24 protein-coding genes and 3 tRNA genes are annotated in these 24980 nt (G+C 70.5%); 20 read left to right on the forward strand and 7 right to left on the reverse strand.

The genetic code is table 11. The features are described from left to right. Positions 1-100: 100 nt before the first annotated feature. The 8 genes from CWS50_RS02285 (at position 101) to CWS50_RS02320 (ending at position 9071) form a co-directional block, all read left to right on the forward strand. Complete coding sequence (locus tag CWS50_RS02285; protein WP_127843167.1) at positions 101-1597, forward strand: FAD-dependent oxidoreductase; 1497 nt, start codon at positions 101-103, stop codon at positions 1595-1597. 111 nt (positions 1598-1708) lie between these two features. Continuing rightward, the gene (ald, locus tag CWS50_RS02290; RefSeq protein WP_127841499.1) at positions 1709-2824 is read left to right on the forward strand and encodes an alanine dehydrogenase; all 1116 of its coding nucleotides are present in this window, start codon (positions 1709-1711) and stop codon (positions 2822-2824) included. A gap of 512 nt (positions 2825-3336) precedes the next feature. Continuing rightward, the gene (locus CWS50_RS02295; RefSeq protein WP_127841500.1) at positions 3337-3723 is read left to right on the forward strand and encodes a GAD-like domain-containing protein; all 387 of its coding nucleotides are present in this window, start codon (positions 3337-3339) and stop codon (positions 3721-3723) included. Beyond that, on the forward strand, positions 3681-4160 hold the full coding sequence (locus CWS50_RS02300) for a T6SS immunity protein Tdi1 domain-containing protein (RefSeq protein WP_127841501.1): 480 nt from the start codon (positions 3681-3683) through the stop codon (positions 4158-4160). Before CWS50_RS02295 ends, CWS50_RS02300 begins: the two co-directional genes overlap by 43 nt. Next, positions 4157-5419: a polymorphic toxin type 15 domain-containing protein gene (locus tag CWS50_RS02305; protein ID WP_127841502.1), complete on the forward strand. Its 1263-nt coding sequence runs from the start codon at positions 4157-4159 to the stop codon at positions 5417-5419. Before CWS50_RS02300 ends, CWS50_RS02305 begins: the two co-directional genes overlap by 4 nt. A gap of 214 nt (positions 5420-5633) precedes the next feature. After that, positions 5634-6899, forward strand: a complete 1266-nt coding sequence (locus tag CWS50_RS02310) for a TrpB-like pyridoxal phosphate-dependent enzyme (protein WP_127841503.1) — start codon at positions 5634-5636, stop codon at positions 6897-6899. 99 nt (positions 6900-6998) lie between these two features. Beyond that, positions 6999-7868, forward strand: coding sequence for a zinc metalloprotease HtpX (gene htpX / locus CWS50_RS02315; protein WP_127841504.1), 870 nt, complete (start codon positions 6999-7001; stop codon positions 7866-7868). Between the two features lie 81 nt (positions 7869-7949). Continuing rightward, a complete protein-coding gene (locus CWS50_RS02320) occupies positions 7950-9071 on the forward strand; it encodes a phosphotransferase family protein (protein ID WP_243118418.1) in 1122 nt (373 codons plus the stop codon). A gap of 215 nt (positions 9072-9286) precedes the next feature. Here the strand turns inward: CWS50_RS02320 and CWS50_RS02325 are convergent, their stop codons facing one another. Together CWS50_RS02325 and CWS50_RS02330 are read right to left on the reverse strand one after the other, a co-directional pair. Continuing rightward, positions 9287-9985, reverse strand: coding sequence for a hypothetical protein (locus tag CWS50_RS02325; RefSeq protein ID WP_127841505.1), 699 nt, complete (start codon positions 9983-9985; stop codon positions 9287-9289). A 169-nt stretch (positions 9986-10154) separates the two neighbouring features. Further along, positions 10155-10652 carry a YajQ family cyclic di-GMP-binding protein gene (locus CWS50_RS02330; protein WP_127841506.1) on the reverse strand — a complete coding sequence of 166 codons (498 nt, stop codon included), beginning with the start codon at positions 10650-10652 and terminating at the stop codon, positions 10155-10157. 219 nt (positions 10653-10871) lie between these two features. Between CWS50_RS02330 and CWS50_RS02335 the strand changes: the two genes are divergently transcribed. The 5 genes from CWS50_RS02335 (at position 10872) to CWS50_RS02355 (ending at position 12331) form a co-directional block, all read left to right on the forward strand. Continuing rightward, positions 10872-10956: transfer RNA gene (locus tag CWS50_RS02335), tRNA-Tyr, on the forward strand. Between the two features lie 112 nt (positions 10957-11068). Further along, a tRNA-Thr gene (locus CWS50_RS02340) sits at positions 11069-11141 on the forward strand. 40 nt (positions 11142-11181) lie between these two features. Next, positions 11182-11255 (forward strand) — tRNA-Met (locus tag CWS50_RS02345). Positions 11256-11310: 55 nt separating this feature from the next. Next, entirely contained in the window at positions 11311-11481 is a 171-nt protein-coding gene (gene rpmG / locus CWS50_RS02350; RefSeq protein WP_127841507.1) for a 50S ribosomal protein L33, read from the forward strand. Positions 11482-11788: 307 nt separating this feature from the next. After that, positions 11789-12331, forward strand: a complete 543-nt coding sequence (locus CWS50_RS02355) for a MarR family winged helix-turn-helix transcriptional regulator (RefSeq protein WP_127843169.1) — start codon at positions 11789-11791, stop codon at positions 12329-12331. A gap of 143 nt (positions 12332-12474) precedes the next feature. On the opposite strand, the gene CWS50_RS02360 is transcribed toward CWS50_RS02355, so the two are convergent. Together CWS50_RS02360 and CWS50_RS02365 are read right to left on the reverse strand one after the other, a co-directional pair. After that, positions 12475-13029 (reverse strand): NUDIX domain-containing protein, encoded by a 555-nt coding sequence (locus tag CWS50_RS02360; protein ID WP_127841508.1) that lies wholly within the window; start codon positions 13027-13029, stop codon positions 12475-12477. Further along, complete coding sequence (locus tag CWS50_RS02365; RefSeq protein WP_127843170.1) at positions 13026-13667, reverse strand: Maf family protein; 642 nt, start codon at positions 13665-13667, stop codon at positions 13026-13028. Before CWS50_RS02365 ends, CWS50_RS02360 begins: the two co-directional genes overlap by 4 nt. Before the next feature lie 130 nt (positions 13668-13797). Between CWS50_RS02365 and CWS50_RS02370 the strand changes: the two genes are divergently transcribed. From CWS50_RS02370 to CWS50_RS02385, 4 genes are all read left to right on the forward strand, one after another. After that, the gene (locus CWS50_RS02370) at positions 13798-14691 is read left to right on the forward strand and encodes a biotin--[acetyl-CoA-carboxylase] ligase (protein ID WP_243118420.1); all 894 of its coding nucleotides are present in this window, start codon (positions 13798-13800) and stop codon (positions 14689-14691) included. A gap of 85 nt (positions 14692-14776) precedes the next feature. Further along, the gene (locus CWS50_RS02375) at positions 14777-15841 is read left to right on the forward strand and encodes an adenylate/guanylate cyclase domain-containing protein (protein WP_371854885.1); all 1065 of its coding nucleotides are present in this window, start codon (positions 14777-14779) and stop codon (positions 15839-15841) included. 187 nt (positions 15842-16028) lie between these two features. Continuing rightward, a complete protein-coding gene (locus tag CWS50_RS02380) occupies positions 16029-16700 on the forward strand; it encodes a response regulator transcription factor (RefSeq protein ID WP_127841511.1) in 672 nt (223 codons plus the stop codon). A gap of 140 nt (positions 16701-16840) precedes the next feature. After that, complete coding sequence (locus CWS50_RS02385; RefSeq protein WP_127841512.1) at positions 16841-17920, forward strand: sensor histidine kinase; 1080 nt, start codon at positions 16841-16843, stop codon at positions 17918-17920. A 137-nt stretch (positions 17921-18057) separates the two neighbouring features. On the opposite strand, the gene CWS50_RS02390 is transcribed toward CWS50_RS02385, so the two are convergent. Together CWS50_RS02390 and CWS50_RS02395 are read right to left on the reverse strand one after the other, a co-directional pair. Continuing rightward, on the reverse strand, positions 18058-18648 hold the full coding sequence (locus tag CWS50_RS02390; RefSeq protein WP_127841513.1) for a GtrA family protein: 591 nt from the start codon (positions 18646-18648) through the stop codon (positions 18058-18060). A gap of 123 nt (positions 18649-18771) precedes the next feature. Continuing rightward, positions 18772-19965 (reverse strand): hypothetical protein, encoded by a 1194-nt coding sequence (locus CWS50_RS02395; protein ID WP_243118497.1) that lies wholly within the window; start codon positions 19963-19965, stop codon positions 18772-18774. A gap of 144 nt (positions 19966-20109) precedes the next feature. Between CWS50_RS02395 and CWS50_RS02400 the strand changes: the two genes are divergently transcribed. The 3 genes from CWS50_RS02400 to galE all read left to right on the forward strand — a co-directional run bounded on the left by CWS50_RS02400 (position 20110) and on the right by galE (position 23368). Beyond that, the gene (locus CWS50_RS02400) at positions 20110-21447 is read left to right on the forward strand and encodes a 5-(carboxyamino)imidazole ribonucleotide synthase (protein WP_127841514.1); all 1338 of its coding nucleotides are present in this window, start codon (positions 20110-20112) and stop codon (positions 21445-21447) included. Positions 21448-21726: 279 nt separating this feature from the next. Continuing rightward, on the forward strand, positions 21727-22215 hold the full coding sequence (purE, locus tag CWS50_RS02405; protein WP_127843172.1) for a 5-(carboxyamino)imidazole ribonucleotide mutase: 489 nt from the start codon (positions 21727-21729) through the stop codon (positions 22213-22215). A gap of 163 nt (positions 22216-22378) precedes the next feature. Further along, positions 22379-23368, forward strand: a complete 990-nt coding sequence (galE, locus tag CWS50_RS02410) for a UDP-glucose 4-epimerase GalE (protein ID WP_127841515.1) — start codon at positions 22379-22381, stop codon at positions 23366-23368. A 138-nt stretch (positions 23369-23506) separates the two neighbouring features. Here the strand turns inward: galE and CWS50_RS02415 are convergent, their stop codons facing one another. Beyond that, a complete protein-coding gene (locus tag CWS50_RS02415; protein ID WP_243118421.1) occupies positions 23507-24979 on the reverse strand; it encodes an LCP family protein in 1473 nt (490 codons plus the stop codon). Between the last annotated feature and the right edge of the window lies 1 nt (position 24980).

The following is a 24980-nucleotide window of genomic DNA, read 5'->3' on the forward strand; positions in this document are numbered from 1 at the left end:
AGGAAAGACAGGACTGTGCGCCGGCCGCCTGCCCCGGGACGGTGAGGAGCCTGGCCCCGTCCCCATCTGACAGGAACCGACATTGGCGACACCGACGACACTGACTCCACGTCCGCTCTCCGTTGCCGTTATCGGCGCTGGCCCTGCCGGCATCTACGCCTCAGACATTCTTGCCAAGTCCGGGCTGGACGTGTCCATCGACCTGTTCGAGCGCCTCCCTGCACCCTACGGCCTCGTGCGCTATGGGGTCGCCCCCGACCACCCCCGGATCAAGCAGATCATCGTGGCGCTCTACAAGATCCTCCAACGTGGCGACATCCGCCTGGTCGGCAACGTGGAGGTCGGCAGGGACGTCTCCGTGGCCGAGCTCCACGAGCACTACGACGCCCTGGTCTTCTCCACCGGGGCCGATACCGACGCCCCCCTGGACATCCCGGGTGCGCAGGCTCCCGAGTGCCACGGGGGCGCGGACTTCGTCTCCTGGTACGACGGGCACCCTGACCACCCCCGGACCTGGGACCTCAGTGCCAGGGAGGTCGCGGTCATCGGGGTGGGTAACGTCGCCCTGGACATCTCCCGGGTGCTGGCCAAGCACCCGGCAGACCTCATGACCACCGAGATCCCTGCGAACGTGGCTGAGGTCCTCAGGAAGGCACCGACCACGGACGTCCACGTCTTTGGGCGCCGTGGCCCGGCTCAGGTCAAGTTCACCCCCCTGGAGCTGAGGGAGCTGGGTAAGCAGCCCGGCGTCGATGTCCTCGTCGATGAGGAGGACTTCGAGTACGACGAGGCCTCCCGGGCCGCCCTGGCCGCCTCCAACCAGCAGCGGCAGGTGGTCAAGGCGCTGGAGGGCTATGCGATGCAGGAGCCTGAGGACCTCACCGCTCCCCACCGGATCCACATCCACCTCTTCCAGGCGCCCACCGAGGTCCTCACCGACGACGCCGGGCACGTGACCGGGCTGCGTACCGAGCGCACCCGCCTGGCCGGGGACGGCAGTGTCGTGGGAACCGGTGAGCTCCGTGACTGGCCGGTCCAGGCGGTGTACCGGGCCGTAGGCTACGCGGGCTCCCCGGTGGAGGGGCTGCCTTTCGACCACGAGCGCCATGTGCTGCCCAACGAGGGCGGGCGTGTCATCGGGGAGGACGGCCGGCCGATGACCGGCGTCTACGCCACCGGGTGGATCCGTCGTGGGCCTGTGGGCCTTATCGGCTCCACCAAGTCTGACGCCCAGGAGACTGTCGCCAACCTGGTGGCTGACGCCCGGGCCGGGCTTCTCCACGCGACCGCGCAGGAGGACTCCCAGGTCGGCCACGCTGCCTTGATCGCCCTCCTGGAGGAACGTGGTGTGCCCTACACCACGTGGGAGGGGTGGGAGCTGCTGGACGCCTACGAGCGCGAGCTTGGCAGCGCCTGGGGTGAGGTTGAGGGCGGCCGGGGCCTGCGCGAACGCGTCAAGGTGGTCTCCCGGGACGCCATGACCGCGGTCTCGCGCTCCACGGAGGTCCCTGACGACCTGATCGGCCAGCCGGAGGCCGACCGCGTGCCTGAGCGCGTCGCCCACCGTCTCCGGGACGCCGTAGAATCAGTGTCCTGACCGTGTGTCCCAGCCTGCTGGCTGTCAGCGCACGGCCAGGGCGTCGTCGTCCAGCCGTACCGGGCCGTCAGGGGCTGGTTGTCGGCTACCACCCCCACGGAAGGCAGGTCCATGCGAGTCGGTATCCCCACTGAGGTCAAGGACAGCGAGTTTCGCGTCGCGATCACCCCGGCCGGCGTCCACGCGCTGGTCCAGCGCGGTCATGAGGTCCGTGTCCAGGTCGGCGCGGGCCTGGGATCGGCGATCACGGACCGGGAGTACGCCGCAGCGGGAGCGGTCCTGGTGGAGGGGGCCGCGCCGGTGTGGGCGGAGTCGGAGCTGGTTCTCAAGGTCAAGGAGCCGGTGGCGTGCGAGTACGAGCACATGCGTCCCGGGCAGGTGCTCTTCACCTACCTCCACCTGGCCGCTGACCGGCGGCTGACCGAGGAGCTCCTGTCTCGTGGGGTCACCTCCGTCGCCTATGAGACGGTCGAGGCTGACGACGGCTCCCTGCCGCTGCTGGCCCCCATGTCCGAGATCGCCGGGCGCCTGGCTGCCCAGGTTGGTGCGACCCAGCTGCTGCGGCCCAGCGGTGGGTCCGGAGTGCTCCTGGGCGGCGCCTCGGGGGTACGCCGGGGGCGGGTGGCGGTCCTGGGAGGCGGGACCGCTGGCCTGTGCGCGGCCCAGGTCAGTCTCGGCATGGGTGCTGACGTCACTGTCTTCGACATCAGCCCGGCCAGGATGCGCCACATTGAGGAGGTCTCCGGCAGGCAGATCCGTACCCGCTTCTCCACGGAGCTCGATGTCGCCCAGGCCTGTGCCCAGGCGGACCTTGTCATCGGCGCCGCCCTGGTGCCCGGGGCGCGGGCGCCCCACCTGGTGACCCGTGAGATGGTGACTGCTATGCGCCCGGGCAGCGTCCTGGTGGACGTCGCCATCGACCAGGGAGGGTGCTTTGAGGACTCCCGCCCGACCACGCACGCCGCGCCCACCTTTGAGGTGGGGCAGACCACCTTCTACTGCGTGGCCAACATGCCTGGAGCCGTCCCCTACACCTCTACCTACGCGCTGACCAACGCCACCCTGCCCTATGTCACCGTCCTGGCGGACCGGGGCTGGCGGGAGGCCTGCACGGCCCGGCCGGACCTGGCCCGGGGCCTGACCACCCACGAGGGCGTCCTCTACACCCGTGGCGTGGGTGAGGCGCTGGGGATGGACACCGGCTCCGTGGCCGACCTGCTCGGCTGACCGGCTGCCCGAGGTGTCGGGCGCGGACGGGCCCGGCCCGGCACCACCTAGCCCAGTACCACCTAGGTGTACTTGGCTGTGAGGTTGTGTACGTGTTGTGCGGGTGTCTGGCTGTCGGTGCTGGTGTGGGGTTGGTGGTGGTTGTAGTGGTGGAGCCAGTCGTTGTAGGCGGCGGCTGGCTCGGCCTCGCTGGTGTGGGGCCTTGCGTGGGCTGGCTCCTCGTTGCGGGGTGGGGTTGAGGTGCTTGACCTTGGCGCCTGTCTGGGGACGGTAGGGGCGGGTGCAGCGGTGCCTGGCCCCGGTGGTCCCGGCGACCCGGGTGCTGGCGGGGTCGGCCCCTGGTGGTGGCGCGGCCCCCGGCCGCAGCGGTGGTGGTGACCAAGCCCCTGGCCACGGTGGCGGGAGTGGGCTGCCGTGTCTGCCTGAGGTCGTGGTGGTGGGGAGTGTCCTGTCTGGGGGTGCCTGGGGTGGGTCTTGTGTCTGGGGGTTGTGGTGGTGGTTACGGTTGGGTTATGCGGATGAGCAAGGAGGAGTGGCGCCAGGGGTGGCTGCACGTCACCCCGGAGTGGGTGGACGCGAACATGGACGACCTGGTGAAGGAGGGGTACGCGCCGATGGGTGTGGGTGCCCCGGCCACGGCCGAGCACCTGGGCTACTTTGGTGGGGTGCTTCCGGCCTCGGTGGTGCACCTGTGGGAGCGGTTCGGGTTCGAGGGCTTCGGGCAGGGGCGGTGGTGGTTCACCGACCCCTTCCAGTGGGCGCCGGTGGTGGAGGCCTGGCTGGAGGGCACCCCTGTGCCGTTCCCCAGCCAGCGGTGGTGGTGCCTGGCCCGCAACGCCACGGGCGACATGAGGCTGTGGGGGAGGTCTCCGGCCCCGCCCTGGACGTCGACCCAGTGATGGGGTGGGTGCGTCCCGACGCGGGCCACGCCCGGGACATGGCTGACTCGGTGATGCGTGAGCGCATGGGTGCCATTGCCATGACCTCCCCCCGCAGGGAGAGCCTTGATGATGACGACACCGGGGTTCTGGTGGCTGACTGGGCCATCGAGAACCTGGGGGTGCTGGAGGCGGGGCAGGTCTACGGGCTGACCCCGGCCTACTGCCTGACCGGGAGGGTCAGCCTGGACCAGGTCGGTATCGAGGACGCCACCGCGCACCTCACTTTTCTGGCCCAGGCCCAGGAGCACACCCTGGTGGAGGACTTCTCCGCCGCCGCCGCACAGGTCGCCGCCAGCATCGCCGCAGGAGGCCAGACCACCAGCCAGGGTGACGGTCCCGGCGGCACCAGTAGCGGCCCTGGTGGCACCGGTCCCGGTCCGGGGGCTGGGTCGTGACGCCCGGGCGCTGGCGGGGCTGGCTGCGCGGGCGCGGGCGCCCCACCGCCTCTGCTGCTGGTCCCGCCGCGCCTGGCGGCGGGGCCGGTGGTGGACAGGCCCCCGGCCCCGGCCACAGCAGCGGCGGCGGCGATGGCGCGGCCCTGGTGGCTGGTGACATCTTCACCCCCGGCAGGGCCGGCGGGCAGGGGGTGCTGGTGTGGGAGGGGGCGGTGGCAGCCCCTGACAGCCCGCTGGCGTGGCACTCGGCCACCCCGGTGGAGGTGTTCTTCCACACCGGCCACCACCGCGCCACCCAGGAGCTGGCCTCCGAGTTCACCCGCCAGCTGGACCGACAACTCTCCGCCCTGTCCCTGCTCAGCGCTGAGCGGCTGCTGGAGGGCATCCGCGCCTACCGCACCCAGGGACGCCAGCCCACCTCCAAGGCCACCAGGCGAGCCCGTGACACCTTCATGGACAAGGTCGTGGACGACCTGCGGCGTGTGCACCAGCTCTCCCGGGAGGACGCGCGCGCCAGGGCGGCTGAGGTCGACCGGGCGCTGGTGGTGCTCCACGAGCCCGACCAGCTCCTGGCGGGGCCAGGCGGCCCCGCCACCACCGGGCCGCAGCCCGGCTACCCCTCCCTGGGCCACGGGCAGGTCAACTCCTCGGTGGGCTCCCAGAACAAGCCCATGGTGGCGGTCCTGGAGCAGGCCGCCCTCCAGGTCCCCCCCGGAGCAGCGTTCCCGGGCGCGCCTGCTGGTGCGCGCGGTGCTGACAGACTCCCCCGACCTGGCCCAGGACCTGCGCCACGGCCAGGTGGTCCTGGAGCCCCGCACCCAGGCCCAGGTGAGCGCCACCAGCCCCCGGGGGCCACCGTGGACACCCAGCCACGTCGCCGCCACCATCGCCACCGGCCACGACCCCTGGCACCCACCACCCGCGCAGGAGCAGAGACACGGCCAGACCCGCCAGGACACCCGGGGCCAACAGCCCGGCCAGGACCAGCCCGGGGCACCCACCGGGGCCGACCCCTCCCGCACCACCAGCCTGCGCGAGGCCTCCTTCCCCCACCCGCCTACCGCCGCCGTGCGCGTACCACCACCCCAGACGGGCCAGCCGTCGCGGCCGCTGACCCGCGAGGAGGTCCTGGCCAGGATCACCACCCAGCAGCCCCGCACCCCACGCCAGACCCCCACCAGAAAACACCGACACAACCGAGGCCTGGGCCGCTAGCAGCCGGTGCCAGCCGCGTGAGGGGCTGGCAGCCTTCCTGGTGACGTTCCTGGCGGCCCGCGCCCACGGACGCGGGCCGCAGCGTGGTCCTGGGTCCGCCCGCCACCGCCCCACCCACCACCTGGCCCGGTCCGGCGTGACCGGGCACGACCCCGGCATACTGTCGGGGTACTGTGGCGCCCCGCCCGCGTCCTTGTGCCCCGTGCCCAGGAGGCCCCCGGGGCGCCCGACCACATCCGCACGGCCCAGGAGACCTTGATGACGACACCAATCGGCTCTCTCGTCCCCACGCACTGGTACAACCTCGCGGCGGACTTCCCCGAGCCCCTGCCACCGGCCCTGCACCCGGGGACGCGCGAGCCGCTGCGCCCCGAGGACCTTGAGCACCTGTTCCCCCGCGAGCTCATCGCCCAGGAGCTCTCCACCGAGCGCTTCATCGAGATTCCCCAGGCGGTGCGGGAGGTCTACGCCAAGTGGCGTCCCTCCCCGCTCATCCGTGCCGATCGCCTGGAGCGGGTGCTGGGTACCCGGGCCAGGATCTTCTACAAGTACGAGGGGGTCAGCCCGGCTGGCTCGCACAAGCCCAACACCGCTGTCGCCCAGGCCTGGTACAACGCCCAGGAGGGGACCACCCGGCTGACCACGGAGACCGGGGCCGGGCAGTGGGGCGCCTCGCTGGCTCTGGCCTGCTCCCTGTTCGGGATGAGCTGCGAGGTGTGGCAGGTGCGTTCCTCCTACGAGTCCAAGCCCTACCGGCGCTACCAGATGGAGGTCTACGGCTCGACCTGCCACTCCTCACCCTCTGAGCTGACCCGGGCGGGCAGGGACGTGCTGGCCCAGGACCCGCAGACCACCGGCAGCCTGGGCATGGCGATCAGTGAGGCGGTGGAGGTGGCTGCGGCCAGTGAGGACGTCCACTACGCCCTGGGGTCGGTGCTCAACCACGTCATGCTCCACCAGACGGTGATCGGGCTGGAGGCCGTGGCCCAGCTGCGCCAGGCCGGGGTGGACCAGCCCGACGTCGTCTTTGGGTGCGCCGGGGGCGGCTCCAACCTGGCGGGCCTGTCCTTCCCCTTTATCGGGCGCAATCTCACTGAGGGCACCAGCAGCCGTGTCGTCGCCTGCGAGCCTGCGGCGTGCCCCACGATCACCCAGGGGGAGTACCGCTACGACGTCGGAGACGTCGCTGGTACGACCCCGATGATGAAGATGTACACCCTCGGGGCGGACTTCGTGCCTCCTGCCATCCACGCCGGGGGCCTGCGCTACCACGGCATGGCTCCCATGGTCTCCCACGCGGTCCACCTGGGTCTCATGGATGCTGTCGCCGTGTCCCAGGAGGACGCCTTCGCCGCAGGTCTGCTCTTTGCCCGCAGTGAGGGAGTCGTCCCGGCCCCTGAGTCCACCCACGCCGTGGCTGCCGCCCTGGAGCACGCCCGCCAGGCAAGGAATGATGAGGTCATTCTCATCGGCCTGTCCGGCAACGGCGTCCTTGACCTGCCTGCCTACGAGGCCTACCTCTGACTGGCCTGTCCCGGACGGGGAGCCGCCCAACGGCCAGGACATTGTTGGCTCACAGGGGGTGGTCAGGAAGTGCGCACCGCTTCTTGGTAGCCTGCGACCATGAACGGGACGAACCATTACAACGGTCTCAAGACCGCCGTCCTCCTGGGCGGTATGTGGGGACTGCTCATTCTCATCGGGTACGTCCTGGCCCAGGGGACGGGCTCGTCGGTCTGGCTGTTCGTCATGCCGCTTATCGGTGTGGCCCAGACGGCCTACGCCTACTGGAACTCTGACAAGATCGCGGTGCGCTCCATGGGGGCCATTGAGGTCTCGGAGGCCCAGTACCCGCAGATGTACGCCATCGTGCGTGAGCTGTCCACCTCGGCCGGGCAGCCGATGCCCAGGCTCTACGTGGCGCCCACGGTGAGCCCCAACGCCTTCGCCACCGGCCGCGACCCCCAGCACGCCGCCGTGTGCTGCACCCAGGGCATCCTCCAGCTCCTGAACGACCGCGAGCTGCGCGGGGTCCTGGGGCACGAGCTGTCCCACGTGTACAACCGTGACATCCTCACCAGCTCGGTGGCGGCGGGAATCGCGGGGGTCATCTCCTCGATCTCCACCATGGCGCTGTGGTTCGGGGGAGGCCGTGACCGCCGTGACGGCGGCAATGTCATCGTCGTCCTGCTGCTGGCGCTCCTGGCGCCGCTGGCCGCTGCCCTGACGCAGTTCGCCATCTCGCGCACGCGTGAGTTCGATGCCGACCACGACGGCGCTGTGCTCACCCACGACCCCCTGGCCCTGGCCAGTGCCCTGCGAAAGCTGGAGACCGGCGTCAACGCCGCCCCGCTGGCCCAGGACCCCCGGGTCGAGCCGGTGTCGTCCATGATGATTGCCAACCCCTTCGGGTCGCGGGTGCGCAACCTCTTTGCCACCCACCCGCCCATGGACCAGCGCATCGCCCGCCTGGAGAAGATGGCTGGCTACTGACGCTGACCGGCCAGGCTGCCGGGAGGGCTGGTGCTGGCGCACGGAGGCGCGCCGTGCTGAGAACCGTGCTGAGATAGGGCGGTGGACAGCACGCAGGAGGTCGTGGCCCGCACGGACTCAGCCGAGTTCGCCTCCGTTCTGCGCCGGGCGGCCGAGTCGGGCAGAGTGGCGGGTGTCGGTGCCGGCTCTGTGCGACTCACCCGGCTAGGGGCGGGTGAGAGCTTTACCGCCTGGCTGCTGCGTCCCTGCCACGAGGATGGCCGTCCGCTGCGGGTCGTGCGGGTGCCGCGCCTGCCTGCTGAGGAGCTGCCCCGTTCCCTGAGAGGGGAGTACGAGGCGCTGTCACGTGTGCCAGCGGACCTGGGGTCGCACGGGGTGGCCCTGGAGGAGGACAGTGACAACGCCCTGGGTGCGCCCTACCTGGTGACTACCTACGTGCCGGGGCGGGTGCTCCCGCCCTGGGCGTGGACGCCTCGTCTGGCCTGTGCCCTGGCAGAGCAGGTGGCCCGCCTGCACCACCTGCTGGGGGAGGCTCAGACGGCCGGGGAGGGGACGGCTGGATCTCAGCTGCAGTCCGGTCAGGGCAGTCACCCCGGTGCTCTGCGGGAGGCTGAGGAGGTCCTGGGGTGGTGGAGGTCCCACCACCCCGACGTGCTGGAGGAGCCTCGGGCGTCGTGTCTGCTCGACCCGTGGTGGCAGGCGCTGGCCAGCCTCAACCCGGTGACGGTGGGGACGCCCCTGCACCCGCTTGTCCACGGGGACGTGGTGGTGACCAACGTCGTCGTCGGTCCTGACGGCGTCCCCCGGCTCATTGACTGGGAGTGGGCGGCGCCGGGGGACCCGGCTAAGGACTTGGCACTCATCGGGGGAGAGGTGACGGGCGGGCCCTGGTACGCCCACCTGTCCCGGGAGGCGGTGACGGACATGGTCTCCCGCTACGTGACGGTTCGTCGTCGGCTGGCTGGGTCGGAAGATGCGGACAAGGGCAGGGACTGCGAGGGCGCCGGGGGCCGCGCCGAAAAGGCCGAGGAGCATGACGAGCAGGTGCGCCGCCTGCTGGTGCGGCGTGACGCCTGGGAGCTGGTGGACCGGGTGTCCAACCTGTTGTACTGCCTGAGCCGCAGAGGGCAGGGGAACTACCTCCGGTGGGCCAGGGAGCTGGCGGAAAGCCTGGAGGCTCGCCTGGCGGCACTGCCCGACTAGCAGGTGGCGGTGTGGACTGGCTACATGCCGCACCGAGGTGTACCGATTCCTCACAGGTGACTGACGTGGCCGTCGTTCTGTGAGGATTCGGTGCACCTGTGAGGAATCGGTTGTTATGAGGGGGCGGACGTGGAGCCGTGACGCCTGCGTGGGTCGCGGGCACCACGGCGGCCAGAAGCGCCGGGGACGCCCAGGGCCACCGCAGCCTAGCCAGGCTAGCCCTGCGGCTCGCCCAGGCAGAAGACAAAGTCGTACCGGCCTGCGCTGACACCCCAGTGGGTGTAGTGCGTGAATGACCACCCGTAGGTGTGGGCAGTATCTGCTGCGGCCTCCTGGCACTCGCTGACCCCGAGGCCTCCCATCACGGGCTGGTTGACGTTGTGGATCACGGCCAGCACGGGATAGGTGCCCGTGGTGCAGGCGGCCTTGGCGGCCTCGGGGGACTCCGCGTCGATATCGTCAACAGCGAGGCAGTCACCGTCCTTTACTGTGCTCAGCGACTCCTCGGGATCGTCGTTCCTGCCTATGAGGCACAGGTCCTCGTACACGGCCTCCGTCCCAGGGGTGCTGGCGCAACTCCGCTTGGGGTTGTCCCTCCTCTCCGCTGCGATGTTGGCGACCACCCGGTACACCGCGTCATCGGAGTCGCAGTCAACCACGACGGGCTCCTCCTGCGAAGGAGACTGGATGCACTGGTCGGCCTGCGCGTCCGCAGCGGGGACGGAGGGTGTCCGGGTTGCCACGTAGATGCCACCTGCGGCAGCCAGGCCCAGCACCAGGACGGCAACCAGAGCGACGGGGAGCCACAGCCTACGGCGCCTTCTGGGGTGACTGGCCGCCGGGGAAGGCGGGTGGGTGGCGTGAGGGGGCATGCTGTCTGGGGCGGGGAAGGGTGGGGGAGTGGACTGAGACATGGCTGGCCTACCTGCTGGGGTGTGAGAGGGGGCGGGAAGGAACGGAGGGCAGCCCGGCGCCCCGGCGTCGGGGTCCTCGTGAAGGCTGTCGGCCCAGAGTGGCCCACTGCCTGGCGGTTTCGCCATACGGACTTAAGAGGATTACGGGGTCCCTGGCGGCTGGGCGGTGTCAACGGTAGTTGACGAACTGCAGGGCGGCGTCCACGTCAAGGTCCTTGAGCAGGGCGATGACAGCCTGGAGGCTGTCGCGGGAGCGGGAGGAGACCCGGACCTCGTCACCCTGGATGGTGGCCTTGACCCCCTTGGGTCCCTGGTCGCGTACCACCTTGGTGATCCGCTTGGCCACGTCCTGGCTCAGTCCCTCCCGCAGCGGGCAGGCCAGCCGGTAGAGCCTGCCCTGGGGACGGGGCTCGCGGTCCCCCAGGTCGAGGGCCTTCAGTGAGACCCCACGGCGGAAGAGCCTGGACTCCAGGACGTCCAGGACCGCCAGGACCCGCTCGGGGCTGCTGGCCTCCAGGGTGATGACGTCCCCGTCCAGGGACACCGAGGCCTCGACGCCACGGAAGTCGTAGCGCTGGGAGATCTCCTTGGCGCACTGGTTGACGGCGTTGTCCACCTCCTGGCGGTCAAGCCGGGAGACGACGTCGAAGGAGGACTCAGATGCCATGGTTGCTTGTGCCTTTCTGCTGGGACGGTCCTGTCGGCTGGGACGATGTGGCACCTCCGCCGGGGCGGTGCCGTGGGCGTGGCCCGGGTCGGTTGGGCCATCCTGCCATGGATGTGCCGGGTGTGAGGAGGGTCCCACGGCGGTGATTGGCGCCGTGTCGGTTGGCCTTGCTATCCTTCCACAGCACCGCGTGACCTGTTGCAGGGGAGCGTGGGTGACGGCGGGTTGCCCGAGCGGCCAATGGGAGCTGACTGTAAATCAGCCGCGGAATGCTACGGGGGTTCGAATCCCTCACCCGCCACCATGACCACCTCGGTGGTCATGAGCCACCCGAGTTGAGGTGGCGCAGCAGTGAGCGAAGCCACGGGGGGCCGGATTGCATGAGCGTTTCCGGTCTGCCTACGATTCCGCTTGTTGCCCCGATAGCTCAGTAGGCAGAGCGTCTCCATGGTAAGGAGAAGGTCAAGGGTTCGATTCCCTTTCGGGGCTCTGGCACGGTAGGTCGGAGGGTTGCCGTCCGTGCCCATTCGGCGAGGTAGCTCAGCTGGTTAGAGCGCACGACTCATAATCGTGAGGTCGAGGGTTCGAGTCCCTCCCCCGCTACGTCAGCTTCGAGCGCACCAGCAGCTGCTCGAGGATCTATTCAGAGGAGACAGCCGTGGCCAGCAAGTCCACCGACGTTCGCCCCAAGATCACTCTGGCCTGCTCGGAGTGCAAGGAGCGCAACTACATTACGAAGAAGAACCGCCGCAACACTCCGGACCGTCTCACGCTGTCCAAGTTCTGCTCTCGGTGCGGGCGGCACACGGAGCACCGTGAGACTCGCTGATCACCTTCTTCTGACCTCCTCCGGCTCCTGCCAGGGCGGGTAGTTGTGGGACCGGTCCCTCCAGCCCAGGGCTGGAGGGACCGACTTGTCTCTTAGTGCTCTTAATACTCTGTGCGCGTCCCGTGTCCTCCTTTTCCTTCTGTGCCCGGGTGCACCTCCGCGTGTCCGGAGGAACACGTTCACGCGGGGAGCAGGTGTTATAAAGGTAGGTACAAGATGCTCGGCTCCGGGGGTGCTCTGGCGGGGGCTGCAGTGGGAGCCGTGCGGGAGAGGAGCGGGTACGTTGGTCGCGACCCAGACAGTGGCCATGCAGGCGGAGTCCCTTGAGTTCCCTGACCGGGAGGCGCCTGAGCCAGAGGAGGTCTGTGGCCAGCACCCCCCGTCTTCCTGCGGCCGGGGCGAGCACCGCTACCGTCGGCTGGACGGGCTGGAGATGGGCGCGTGGCGCTCCTTCCTGGCCGCCTCGACCACGGTGATCGCCCGCCTCAACCACGACCTTGAGGCCGAGTGCGGCATCTCCATGCATGAGTACGAGATCCTCGTGCGCCTGTCCGAGGCCCCTCACCGCACCATGCGTATGTCGGCCCTGGCTGACCACGTCAGCCACTCCCGGTCGCGCCTGACTCACACTGTGGGGCGGATGGAGAAGGAGGGGTACGTCGTGCGTGTCTCCTGCCCCTCGGACAGGCGCGGTGTCAACTGCGAGCTGACAGAGGCCGGGCTGGCCTTCCTGCGAGAGGCGGCCCCGGTCCACCTCGACGGGGTCCGTCGTCACCTCCTGGACCGCCTCAGCCGGGACCAGCTGACGTTGATGGCGGAGCTGATGGGGACTGTCACCGACGTCTCCTAAGGTGCCTGCTCGGAGTCCCCTGCGGGCCTCCCCGCAGTCTCCCTGCGTCCAGGTTGGTGCAGGGCCGATCTCCTGCCGCAGCGACGAGCCGCAGGTGCTGTGCTGTCGTGGTGCCGTGTTGCCATGTTGGCGTGTGTGCCCTCCTAGACGTGCGGTGGTGGCAGGAGGGAGGCAAGCTGGTCCCAGACGGCGGTCAGGGCGGGCAGCACAGGGGTGTCGGCCCAGGCCTGTGCCGGGCGCGGCGTCCTCCAGGTGGCGCGGTTCCCCCGGGGCTCCAGAGGGGTCCACGCCAGGGCGACGGACTCTGCGTCCGCCGGGGTCAGGTGGTCCCAGGTCCGGTCCGAGGGCGCCTGGGCCACGAAGGTGGTGTAGGACCAGTCAGGGTGCTGCTGGGTCTGTGACCCGCCGAGGACCAGGAGGTGTGCGGGAAGCCCGGTCTCCTCCTGGCACTCCCGCAGCGCCGCCTGCGCAGGTGACTCGCCGTTGGCGACGGCGCCGCCTGGCAGTCCCCAGGCGCTGCCGTGGTGGGTCCATGGCGCCCGCAGCTGGAGCAGGACCTCCACCCCTCTGGCGCCGGGGGTGCCACTACCGTGACGCCAGACGAGCAGGCCCGCAGCACCGTTGACGCCCCAGTGCCGCTGCCCGCACCGGCACTGCACCCACCCGTCGCCGGGGTGGCGCGCACCAGGGGTACTCATCTTTGTGCTCCCTCCTGCTTCCACAGGTCCGTCCAGGTCACCCCCAGCTCGGCCAGGAGCCGACGCAGCAGCGGCAGCGAGATGCCCACGACGGCGTGAGGGTCACCCGCGACGCCCTCGACGAACGCGCCGCCCAGGCCGTCGATGGTGAAGGCCCCGGCGCAGCCCAGTGGCTCGCCGGTGGACACGTAGGCGTCGATCTCCTGGTCCGTGGGGCAGCCGAAGCGTACGACGGCCGAGCCCACCGCGCCGGCCGTGGCGCCGTCACAGGTGCGTACCAGGAAGTGGCCGGTGTGAATGACTCCGCAGCGCCCCCGCATGGAGCGCCAGCGGTCTCTGGCCCCGCGTGCGTCGGCAGGCTTGCCGACGACGGCGCCGTCAATCTCCAGCATGGAGTCGCAGCCCACGACGACCTGGGCCTCCTGCGGCAGCGTGCGCGCGGCCACCTCGCACGCCTTGGCCTGGGCCAGGGCCTGGACCTGGGCGGCGGGGGAGGGGGGTGTTCGGCCCGAGGAGGCGGCCTGCAGCTCCTCCAGCACAGTGTCCTCGTTGACGCGGGAGGCTCGTACCAGCGGGTCGATCCCTGCGGCGCGCAGGGTGGTCAGGCGGCCGACGGACCGGGAGGCCAGGAGGATCACGTTGTCCACTCTATCGCCCTGGTGTTGGATGTCGGGTGCCTCTCCGGAGGGGCTTTCCCAGTGGGAGGCGGTTGCCTAAGGTTGTGCCGTGGAGCATGACCGCCCAGGTGCCAGAGGTTTTTGTCGGGTCGTGACAGTGCTGGAGACCGCCTCCACCCAGGACGACCTGCGTGAGGCGCTCGTCAGTGGTGAGGAGGGGTGGCCGCACCTGTCTGCGCTGCGGGCGCTGAGGCAGACTGCGGGCCGGGGACGTCAGGGACGCTCCTGGCAGACGCCGACTGAGGGGGCGCTGACGGTCTCGGTGGTCCTCAGGCCCCTGGTGGGAGCAGACCGACTGGCCTGGCTGCCGCTCGTGGCGGGACTGGCCGTGTGTGAGAGCCTGCTGCCGCTGGTCGGGGCCGTGCCGTGGCGGGTGGGCCTGAAGTGGCCCAATGACGTCGTCGCCGTTCCCGAGGGTGCGGATGTTCCCGACGTGCCCGGGTGGGCGGACACGCGCAAGGTTGCCGGAGTCCTGGCGGAGCTGGTGGTCCCTGGCGCCGACCCGGTCTCCTCCGCCGAGGGGGCGGCTGCCGGGCGCGACGGCTCACAGGGTGCCGTCGAGGACCGTGCCCCGGCCTGTCGGGCGCAGGCGCCTGGCGTCGTCCTGGGGGTCGGGGTCAACGTCGGCCAAGGTGGTGGAAGCCTGCCGGTGCCCTGGGCGACCTCCCTGCGTCTGCTGGGCTCCTCGGCACGACCTGAGGACGTGCTGGCGCAGCTGGGCCGCACCCTGGCCACCCGTGTGGGGCAGTGGGAGCAGGCGGGAGGAGACCCCGACGCCGCCGGCGGTGACCTGGGGCGGGCGCTGCGGGCGGCCTGCACGACTCTGGGGCAGCAGGTCAGCGTCCGGTCTCCCGCAGGGGTGGTACGTGGAACCGCCAGGGACGTCACCCCTGAGCTGGTGGTGGACACGCCTGCCGGGCCGAAGTGCCTTCGCGCTGGCGATGTCTCAGTGCGGTACCAGGACCTCCTGGAAACCACGTTGTGACTGCCACGGGTGAAATTCTGGATAACGTGTTGTGTCCCCGTGGCGATGACGGGCATCATCGTGTGACCCGCGCTACTCTGTCGTGGTGAGACGGGACGGACAGAGCCCCCGGGGCCGACAGCCACGGCGTTTCAGGGCTGAGGACTGGGCCACTCTTGCGGGCCATGAGAGGCTGCTGCTGGGTGAGCGACCCAGCCTGACGCTGGCGCAGGTCGCCGAGCAGGCGGGGGCCAGCCTGGAGACGGCTCAGCGCTTCTGGCGGGCCATGGGGTTCGCTGACGTCGCCCCCGACGAGGTCCGCTTCACCCGCCACGACGTCGATGCCCTGCGCGACACGCTTGCCGTCATCGACGAGGAGGGCTCCTTCCGGATGCGGCTGCCCGGCGCCCTGGAGCTCCTGCGCGCGCAGTCCTACACGATGGACAGGCTGGTCCTGTGGCAGCTGGAGACTCTCGTGGCTGACATCAGTGACCGGCTGAGGCTGGATGACACCTCGGCCAGGCTGGTCGCGCTGGACCGCGTCGGGGAGATGATCGAGATCCTCTCCCGCCAGCTGACCTACGCCTGGCGGCGCCACCTGGCCTCCCTCCTCGGTCGCACCGACGCGGAGGTCTCCGCCCGTGGCCAGGAGGAGGCAGGTCCTGACCTCTACCCCCTGACCCGCTCCCTGGGGTTTGTCGACATCGTGTCCTTCACCCAGCGGGCACAGCGGATGGGCAAGCAGGACCTCACCCTCATGCTGGAGGACTTTGAGAACACGGCGCGTGACGTCGTCACCTCCCGGGGGGCCAGGGTGGTCAAGACGATCGGCGATGCTGTGATGTATATCTCAGATGACTTGCCTACCGCAGCAGACGTGGTCACCTCCCTGGTTGAGGAGCTCCAGAGCGGCCCCGAGGCGATCCGTGTACGCGCCTCCCTGGTGCAAGGGCGTGTGGTCTCCCGTTCCGGGGACGTCTTCGGCCCCACCGTCAACCTGGCCTCCCGGCTGGTGGACGCTGCCGAGCCGGGGGGGATACGCATGGACGAGGCCACGGCCATGGCCATTCTTCACAGTCCGGTGGCCTCCCGCTACCGGGTGGGGCAGTGCCACGAGGTCGTCGCCAAGGGCCTGGGGCAGATCATTCCCTGGTCACTGGAGCGGGCCTGAGCGCGGGGCCGTGTCTGCCCAGGTCAGGCGGTCCTGCCCGCGCGCGTGCTGCTGCCGGGCGCTTCGCAGGCCCCCGGCGCGTGCTGCGCGGGTGCCCGGTGCCCGCCGTCGTGAGGCGACCCACGTGTGTCTTTTTCCGTCTTCAGGATGATGACGTCGCGCCCCCTCGTCGCTTACGATCACTAGCGTGACCACAGTTCTGCTTGTCGAAGACGACCCCGCTATCTCCGAGCCGCTCGCCCGGGCCTTCGGTCGGGAAGGCTATGCCGTCCTCACTCACGGCACCGGCAAGGGTGCCCTGGAGGAGGTTGCCAGCGCTGACATCATCGTGCTTGACCTCGGCCTGCCTGACGTCGACGGCCTGGACGTCGCCCGGCAGGTGCGTGCCCAGGGACTCACCATTCCTATCCTGATGCTGACGGCACGCAGCGAGGACACGGACCTCGTGGTTGGGCTCGACGCCGGTGCCGATGACTACGTCACCAAGCCCTTCCGCCTCGCCGAGCTCCTGGCCCGGGTGCGTGCCCAGGTGCGCCGCGCCTCCGGGGAGGCCACGGAGGACGAGCTGACCATCGGTGACATCCGGGTGGACGTTGCCGCCCACAGGGCCTTTGTCGCCTCTCGCGAGCTGCAGCTGACCACGCGTGAGTTCGAGCTGCTACGGGTGCTCGTGCGTGGTGGCGGTGCGGTCGTCCAGGCTGAGGACGTCCTCAAGGAGGTCTGGGGGGAGGACCCCACGGGGACTCCCCAGACGCTCCAGATGCACGTCGCCTGGCTGCGGCGCAAGCTGGGCGACGACGAGGACGCCCCGCACCGGCTCCTCGCCCAGGGCGAGGGGTACTGCCTGGCCGAGGAATGAGCAGCGCCCCGGGCGCGTGCCTGGTGGGCGGCAGGACCGTCCCGGGCGGGCAACCCGCCAGCGAGCGTCCTGCCAGGTTGGGAGGGGCTCGCGGATAATCGCCTGGGGAGGGCTGCCGAGCCGCGGAGGAGGGGACGCGCATGCGCCGTCGAGCAATGGCGATGACCATGAGGACGGTCCTGGTGGCCGTGATCCTCCTGGGGGTACCTCTGGGGGGAGCCTGGGTCATCATCGCCCTGAGGACCACGACCGGTGGCAGTGCGCAGATCCAGGTAGTGGCCACGGTCCTGCTCACTCTGGTTGCCCTGAGCTCGGTGGCCGTAGCGGCTGCCTCCGTCGTGGCCTCCAAGGCGGCCCGTCGTATCTCAGCGCCGTTGATCTACCTGGCGGCCGAGGCGGAGCAGCTGGGCAGCGGCCAGGTCCGGCCCCGGTTGCGCTCCTCCGGGATCGAGGAGATCGACCTGGTCCAGGCTGAGCTGGTGCGCTCCGCCGAGCGTGTTGCGGGCCGCCTGGCCGCCGAGCGCCAGTTTGCCTCCGACGCCTCCCACCAGCTGCGTACTCCGCTGACCAGCCTGTCGTTGAGGCTGGAGGAGATCGAGCTTCTGGCCTCGGAGGAGGAGGTGCGCAAGGAGGCCCGGGCCTGCTTGGAGCAGGTGGAGCGGCTGACAGGGGTGGTGGAGGACCTCCTCCAGGCCTCTCGTCGTACCGGGGGCGGGACCACGGAGGCTCTCCACCTCAGCGAGGTCTTTGCCCAGCAGGAGGAGGAGTGGGGGCCCGCCTTCGAGGCGGCGGGACGCAGCCTCACCTTCGCTGACGAGGTCCGCCAGCCCGTGCTGGCGACCCCCGGCTCCCTGGCCCAGGTGCTGGCCACCGTCATCGAGAACTCCCTGCGCTACGGGGCCGGGACGACTGAGGTCAGCGTGCGCAGCGCCAACGGCGGGCACGGCGTCTTTATCGACGTGGCTGACCAGGGCGAGGGTGTGGCGGAGGACATTGCCCAGCACGTCTTCGAGAGGAACGTCTCTGGCCACGGCTCCACCGGGGTGGGGCTGGCCCTGGCCAAGGACCTCGTGGAGGCCGACGGTGGCCGTATCGAGCTCTCCCGGCGGTGCCCGGCCGTCTTCTCCGTCCTCCTCAATGCCGTGCCCAAGTCGCTGGACCCCAACAACGTGCTGCCGCAGGGCGCGCTGGTCTCGGTGGGGCGGCGGCGCCGGTTCTGAGCGCCGCCGCTGGAGGTTCGGTAAGTCCGGTGGCAGCCTTGCTCCGGCACCGGACGATCAGACCTGCAGCTGGCCAGAACCTGGCTCCTCATGGGCGCGGCTCCTCCACAGGACGCCACTGGTGACGCAGCCAGAACCTAGTGGAGGTGGCCTGCACTGCCCGCTGGTCGGCCGGAAGCGGTACCGGCCGATGCTGGTGTGGTTCCGGTTGGTGCGGTGTTGGCTGGCCCGCTGTCGGCCGAGGTCGACGGGCTGGGACGCTGCGGCGTCCCGGTGAAGACGACGTAGTGGTAGAACAGGAAGCGGAAGGCCGTGCTCAGGGCGAAACCGACGACGTAGGCGGCAATGTTGTCTGCCAGCGCGGAGGTCAGGCCCAGGAGGTGGTGCGTCACCAGGAGGCAGGACTGGGTGATGACCAGGCCTCCGAAGTTGGCGATGGCGAAGAGGAGCGCCTCGCGCGCCGGGTTGTCCTGGGTGCGGCCACGGTAGGTCCACATCCGGTTCGCCACCCAGGAGTACGCGGTCGCGGTTGCGGCTGCAACCGCGTTGGCGGTGTTGGGGTGACCGGCCAGGACCGCGACGGGGCCGCGCTGGAGCAGGTTGAACAGGCTGATGTCGATAAGGAAGGCGGACGCGCCCACCAGGCCGAACTGGACGAGCTCACGTACCCATGCCACCACCCGATCCCTGGCTGAGGTAGGGGGAGGTGCTGTGGACATGGAGGGCATCCTAGGGAAGATTCGGTGGGCCGTGCGTCACCTGCTCCCGGGCGCCGTGTTACCGGACCAGCAGTCGGACGCAGCTACCGGGGCAGCGGCACCCAGCCCCGGTCTGCTGGGTGCGGAGGCTCCCTAGGGGACCCACTGGATCTCCACGCTGCCCAGGGCCCAGACCCAGGACACCCAGAACAGCTGGCCGACGAGGCCGGCCAGCAGGAGTGCCGCGCGTGCGCGCGTGGTACGTGCCCGTCGCGCCAGGGCCCAGGCCACGGGTGCCAGGGGCAGGAGGACTCGTAGCACCGAGGACGTCGGGTCGAAGAAGGTCAGCAGGTAGAGGATGTAGCCCAGGCACCAGAACCAGGCTGCGGCCCCGAGGCGGCGCAGCGCGGGTGCGGTCAGGAGGAGGGCCGTGCCTGCCAGGACCAGGAGGAGGAACAGCCAGGACAGGTGGGCGCCCACCCACCATCCTGAGCGCGTCAGCCAGGGGATGAAGGGGATGAGGTCTCCCTCGCGCCAGGCCGTCTCCGTGGCCGTGTAGGCGTCTGCCCGCCCGGTTGAGGCCCAGGCCAGGGCGGGCCAGGCCAGGGAGGCGGCGCAGGACAGCAGTGCCAGGAGCAGCAGGCTGTGCCGCGACAGGGCACTGTCACGGGGTCCCCCGCTCGGCAGGCTCAGGCTCCGTAGCGGGGTCCAGCCGTGAGAGCGTGCCACCTGCCACGCCCACCACAGGCCGAGGGCTGCTCCCAGGGGGACGCCCACAGGACGGGAGAAGGCGGCCAGGACGGCGAACGGTGCCGCTGCCAGTGCCCGCCCACGGTCTGCCAGACCGAGTGCCAGGGCAACCAGCAGCAGGGTCAGTGCCTCCGCGTAGGGGACCTGGAGGACGGGCGCACAGGGGGAGCCCCACAGGAGCGCCACCGCCCACAACGACGCCCGGTTGCCCGTGCGCGGCGACAGCCACCAGTCCATGGCCAGGGCGGCTGCCGCAGAGGCGACGACGGAGACGAGCGCGGCACAGGTGTAGAAGGACCAGCCCGTCACCCAGGTCAGCCCGTGGGCCAGTGTGGGCAGCAACGGCATGAAGGCCCAGGCGTTCTGTGCCACGTCGCCCTGGGTATCCACAGGGAGGCTATGCGGGTAGCCCTCCCGGGCGATCCTCTCGTACCAGCCGGCGTCCCAGAAGGACATGTGCTCCCGCCACCCGGGGGCGGCCCCCGCCCAGGGTGTCGCAGGCGTGTCCTGTGCGGACAGCCTCAGGACGAGGAAGGTCAGGGCGGAGCAGGCCGCCCACACCGCCAGGACCTGGGCGGGTCTGGGCAGGGTCAGCAGGCGGGCCGCGAGCCTGCTGCCTGCCGAGGGCGCGCCGGGGGCGGGGCCGGGCGGTACGGCGTCGGCAGCGTCGGCAGGGTCCTCATCCGTGCGGGAGCGGGTACATGACGTCACCAGGCACACCCTACGGGTAGCCTGTGGGGCGTGACCACACCTGTCGTAGCCGTTGTCGGGGGCGGGCAGCTGGCCCGCATGATGCAGGAGGAGGCCAGTGCCCTCGGTATCCACCTGCGGGTACTGGTCGAGTCCGGTGAGGGGTCTGCGGGCCAGGTCACTGTGGACGCCCCGGTTGGCGCGGCCGGTGACGGGGCCGCGCTGCGGCGGCTCGTCTCCGGTCATCGCGGCGAGGGAGCCGAGGACGCCTGCGGGGCCGGTGCGGGGCAGGCCGCCGACGTCCTCACCTTCGAGCACGAGCACCAGGACATCTCCCTCCTGGCATCCTTCCAGTCCGAGGGACTCAGCGTCCAGCCCTCGCCCCAGGCGCTTCTGCTGGCCCAGGACAAGCACGTGATGCGGCGGGCCGTGGCCAGGGCGGGGCTGCCGCAGCCAGCCTGGGCCGAGATCGGGGCAGCGGCTGGCAGGACGGCACGCCGGGCGGGGCCGTCGTCGGCTGACAGTATGGCCGACAGGATGGCTGCTGACGTGTGCGCCTTCGCCGAGGTCCACGGGTGGCCGGTGGTGCTCAAGACTCCTCGTGGCGGCTACGACGGTCACGGCGTGCTGCTGGTCCATGACGCCGAGGCCCTGGAGGAAGGGCCTGCCCGCGACTGGCTGACAGCCGTGGCTGGCGACACCAGGTCCTCGGCGGGGGGCGGGGGCAGCCTTGGAGGAGGCGCGGTCACCAGCCTCCTGGTGGAGCAGGCGGTCCCGTTCTCCCGGGAGCTGGCCGTGCTAGTGGCCCGAAGCCCTCGGGGGCAGGTGGAGACCTGGCCGGTGGTCCAGACCGTCCAGGCCTCGGGCATGTGCGTGGAGGCGGTGGCTCCCGCTCCTGGGCTGGACCCCCTCGCTGCCGAGGAGGCGGAACGCATCGCGCGCACGGTGGCGGAGGAGTTCCAGGTTACCGGGGTGCTTGCCGTGGAGATGTTCTGCGTGGAGGAGCCGGGCGAGCCTGCACGCCTCTACGTCAACGAGCTGGCCACGCGTCCCCACAACTCCGGCCACTGGACGCAGGACGGTGCCGTGACCAGCCAGTTTGCCCAGCACCTGCGTGCCGTGCTCGACCTTCCCCTCGGGTCTGCCGCGCTCACGGCCCCGGCTACCGTCATGGTCAACCTCGTCGGGGGGCCTCGACCTCCGGGGAGGCAGGCCCTGGCCCGGGCGCTGGCCCTGGAGCCTCGTGCCCGCGTCCACCTCTACGGCAAGAGCTGGCGGCCGGGTCGCAAGCTCGGGCACGTCAACCTCACGGTGGCCCCGCCCGAGACTCCGCAGGAGGCCCTGGAGCGGGCGCGTGAGGTCGTCGCCGTGCTACGTGGCGAGGCCTGATCGTCTCCTGGGGCTGCTCTCAGGGAAGCACACCTGGGCGGACCGAGGCCGCTACCGGGGTGCCGCAGCCTGGGCGCGGCCTGTAGTGTGGGGCCTGCCGCGTGAGGAGGGAAGGCAGAGATGACAGGCACGACACCACAGGGCGCACAGGCGAGGGGCGGGCCGCAGGACGGCTCGGTAGGCTGCTCGCAGAGGGGCGCACCGGGCTCGTTGGCCGAGGAGCAGGCGTCGACAGCCGACCCGGTCACCGGAGCCGAGGCGCCGCTGGTCGGTGTCGTCATGGGCTCGGACTCCGACTGGCCGGTCATGAGTGCTGCCGCGGAGGCTCTTGACGAGATGGGTGTCCCCTACGAGGCCGACGTCGTCTCCGCCCACCGGATGCCCGTCGACATGCTCGGCTACGGCCAGGACGCCGCAGGACGCGGACTGAGGGTCATCATTGCCGGAGCTGGGGGAGCGGCTCACCTTCCAGGAATGCTGGCGGCCGTCACCGAGCTGCCGGTCATCGGTGTGCCGGTCCCGCTTCGGCACCTGGACGGGCTGGACTCCCTGCTGTCGATCGTCCAGATGCCCGCTGGTGTGCCGGTGGCCACCGTGTCGGTGGGCGGAGCCCGCAACGCCGGGCTGCTCGCAGCCCGGATCCTGGGAGCGGGCGAGGGGCCACAGGCCCTGCGCCTGCGCGCGGCGACCCGGGACTACCAGGAGCGCATGAGGAACGAGGCCCGGGCCAAGGGCGCCTCCCTGCGGGAGCACAGGCTGTCCCGCTGACAGGTCTGCTGGCACGAGGCCTACCTGCGTCCTGGTGGGCGACAGAGGCGGCCGCACCGCCGCCAGCGGACTGTCCCGGCAGTACTTGGTGGGGGTGGCCTCCGGGCATGACGGGGCGGTTCGGTCGTGCCCGCTGCCGGGGGTTACTGTGTAACATGCTGGCATGAGCATTCTTGTTGCCGGTGGTGCCGGGTACATCGGTGCCCATGTCGTCCGACTTCTCCTTGAGCGTGGTGAGGACGTCGTCGTCGTGGACGACCTCTCCTACGGGACAGCGTCTCGGGTGGAGGGGGCGTCCCTGGTCACCCTGGACGTCGCCGAGGGTAAGGCGGAGGATGCCTTGACTGACCTCATGTCCTCCCGGGGAGTGACCGCCGTCGTCCACTTCGCGGCTCGTAAGCAGGTGGGGGAGTCGGTGGAGCGCCCTGTCTGGTACTACCAGCAGAACGTCGGCGGCCTGGCCAACATGCTGGCCGCCATGGAGCGCTCGGGCGTGGGGCAGATGATCTTCTCCTCCTCGGCGGCGGTCTACGGGATGCCTCCGGTGGAGGTCGTGCCTGAGGAGACCGACTGCCATCCTATCAACCCCTACGGTGAGACCAAGCTTATCGGGGAGTGGATACTGGCTGACGCCCAGCGGGCCTGGGGGCTGTGCTGGGCAGGTCTGCGCTACTTCAACGTGGCTGGTGCGGGGTGGGAGGACCTGGGGGACATGGCCACCCTCAACCTTATTCCCATGGTGCTGGAGCGGCTCGCCAAGGGGGACACCCCTAAGATCTTCGGCACGGACTACCCCACCCCTGACGGGACGTGCATCCGGGACTACATCCACGTGCAGGACCTTGCCGTCGCCCACGTCGCCGCGCTGGACTGTATGGCCAGCGGCAAGGAGATGCCCGAGCACGTCTTCAACGTCGGGACGGGTCAGGGGTCCTCCGTGCGTGAGGTGGTGAGCAAGGTCATTGCTGCCACGGGCCTGGATGTCGTGCCTGAGGAGCTGGAGCGCCGCGCGGGAGACCCGCCCCAGCTCATCGGTAGCCCTGAGCGCATCAGGGCGATGCTTGGCTGGCGGGCCGAGCACGATCTTGACGACATCGTCGCCTCGTCCTTCGCCGCCTGGCAGGCGGACCCGGACCGCCCCCACTTCTCCTGACCTCCTGGGCCTGCCTCCTGTCTTTCCTCCCGTCCTGGGGGGTGCGCTGCTGGTGGGAAGGCGTCCTCCTACCAGCACCAGCAGGCCGGAGCAGTGTCCCTCGTCTTCCTGGCTCAGCTCTGCCTGGTGGTGCCGCTGTCACGACTGGTTGAAGCTCTGCGAGGTCAGCTTGCCGTCACGCAGGGCTGTGAAGAACTCCGGCGCCGTCGTGTCCTGGAGGAGCACGGACTCACCGATGCCGCCAGGCGCGTAGGCCAGGTCTGCAATTGGCGGGGCACCCGTCATCTCCTCACCCGATGCGGATCGGAAGGTGAGGACCATCTGCCCCAGGTCCATCACTCCGGCCTCCTCCTCAACCGTGAGGACCTGCGTCCCGGAGCCCACCAGCGCGTCCTGCCGTGAGAAGCTCACCAAGGTCGAGGGGGATGCCGCCTTGCTCACCACTGCTGAGATGACCGCCCGCTGGCGCAGGCCGCGCCCGATGTCCCCGGTGGGGTCGGACTTGCGCATCCGCGCGTAGGCCAGGGCCTTGGCCCCGTCCACCTCCTGGCAGGTCCCGTGCGAGGTGTCCCAGACCAGGCCGGAGTCGGCGTCGTCAACGTCGTAGTCCATGCACACCTCGACTCCGCCGACCGCGTCCACCATCTGGGAGACCCCACCCATACCAACCTCGACGTAGTGGTCCACGGTCAGGCCGGACAGGGCCTCGACTGTTTGCACCAGCAGCTGGGGCCCCCCGAAGGAGTAGGCGGCGTTGATCTTGTTCCCGCCGTGGCCGGGGATCTCAGCGTAGGTGTCCCGGGGGAGGGTGGTCAGGCTGGCCTGCCCGTTGTCCGCCCTGTGGAGCAGCATGATCGAGTCGGCTCGCGATCCCTCGGTCCCGTCCTGGACCGCGCCGTCCGCCCTGGAGTCCGAGCCGACGACCAGCCAGGTCTCGCCGGGAGTGCCGCTCGCACCTGAGAGCGCCTCCACCCGCTGGAGACCGGAGGAGACCCCGTGCCACAGCCAGGCCACCCGGGCGCCCGCCAGGACGAGGAGGAGGACGAGGACGGCCGCGACCCACCGCAGAGGGCGACGACGTCTCCCCTTGGTGAGGCCTCCTTCCCGCAGCGGGTCAGCCTCGGAGGATACGGCACCTGCGACGCCGGTGCGCGTGCTGGTCGGCATCACCCGGGTGCCCGGGTCGCTGGAGGCGGCGCTGGTGGCCGCAGGGCGGTGTCCAGGTGCCGCTCCGGGGCGGGCCGGGCGGCTGGGAGCGTCACTGGTCAGCGGGACAGCACCGGAGCCCGAACGTGCCCTGCTGCGGCTTGCGCCGGAAACGGCACTACCAGTGGCAGGGGTGGGACGCGGGCGACGAGGTTGGCGCCCCAGGGCGCTGCCTGCCTCGGACTCCGGTGCGCCGACGGGCCGAGCAGGGGAGGGCTGGGCCTGTGGTGCGCTGCTGGTCCCCGCCTCTTGCCTGAGGGAGCGCCTGGGGTGGGCGGAGGGGACGCCGGACTGGGCCTGCGGGGAGGCTCCGTCGTCACGGGCGCTTGCAGGCCGTGTCCGTCTGCGAGGCTGACCGGAGCCGGGGGCAATGGACGGAGGCAAGGAGTCGTCGCTGGGAGTCACG

The organism is Actinomyces wuliandei (assembly GCF_004010955.1).
Taxonomy (GTDB): domain Bacteria; phylum Actinomycetota; class Actinomycetes; order Actinomycetales; family Actinomycetaceae; genus Actinomyces; species Actinomyces wuliandei.

What these genes read in the sequence shown, in the direction of transcription:
- CWS50_RS02310 (WP_127841503.1), top strand. Translation starts at nt 5,634, where the DNA reads ATGACGACACCAATCGGCTCTCTCGTCCCCACGCACTGGTACAACCTC.
- ald (WP_127841499.1), top strand. Translation starts at nt 1,709, where the DNA reads ATGCGAGTCGGTATCCCCACTGAGGTCAAGGACAGCGAGTTTCGCGTC.
- CWS50_RS02385 (WP_127841512.1), top strand. Translation starts at nt 16,841, where the DNA reads ATGCGCCGTCGAGCAATGGCGATGACCATGAGGACGGTCCTGGTGGCC.
- CWS50_RS02330 (WP_127841506.1), bottom strand. Translation starts at nt 10,652, where the DNA reads ATGGCATCTGAGTCCTCCTTCGACGTCGTCTCCCGGCTTGACCGCCAG.
- htpX (WP_127841504.1), top strand. Translation starts at nt 6,999, where the DNA reads ATGAACGGGACGAACCATTACAACGGTCTCAAGACCGCCGTCCTCCTG.
- CWS50_RS02390 (WP_127841513.1), bottom strand. Translation starts at nt 18,648, where the DNA reads ATGCCCTCCATGTCCACAGCACCTCCCCCTACCTCAGCCAGGGATCGG.
- purE (WP_127843172.1), top strand. Translation starts at nt 21,727, where the DNA reads ATGGGCTCGGACTCCGACTGGCCGGTCATGAGTGCTGCCGCGGAGGCT.
- CWS50_RS02325 (WP_127841505.1), bottom strand. Translation starts at nt 9,985, where the DNA reads ATGTCTCAGTCCACTCCCCCACCCTTCCCCGCCCCAGACAGCATGCCC.
- CWS50_RS02360 (WP_127841508.1), bottom strand. Translation starts at nt 13,029, where the DNA reads ATGAGTACCCCTGGTGCGCGCCACCCCGGCGACGGGTGGGTGCAGTGC.
- CWS50_RS02355 (WP_127843169.1), top strand. Translation starts at nt 11,789, where the DNA reads ATGCAGGCGGAGTCCCTTGAGTTCCCTGACCGGGAGGCGCCTGAGCCA.
- galE (WP_127841515.1), top strand. Translation starts at nt 22,379, where the DNA reads ATGAGCATTCTTGTTGCCGGTGGTGCCGGGTACATCGGTGCCCATGTC.
- CWS50_RS02295 (WP_127841500.1), top strand. Translation starts at nt 3,337, where the DNA reads ATGCGGATGAGCAAGGAGGAGTGGCGCCAGGGGTGGCTGCACGTCACC.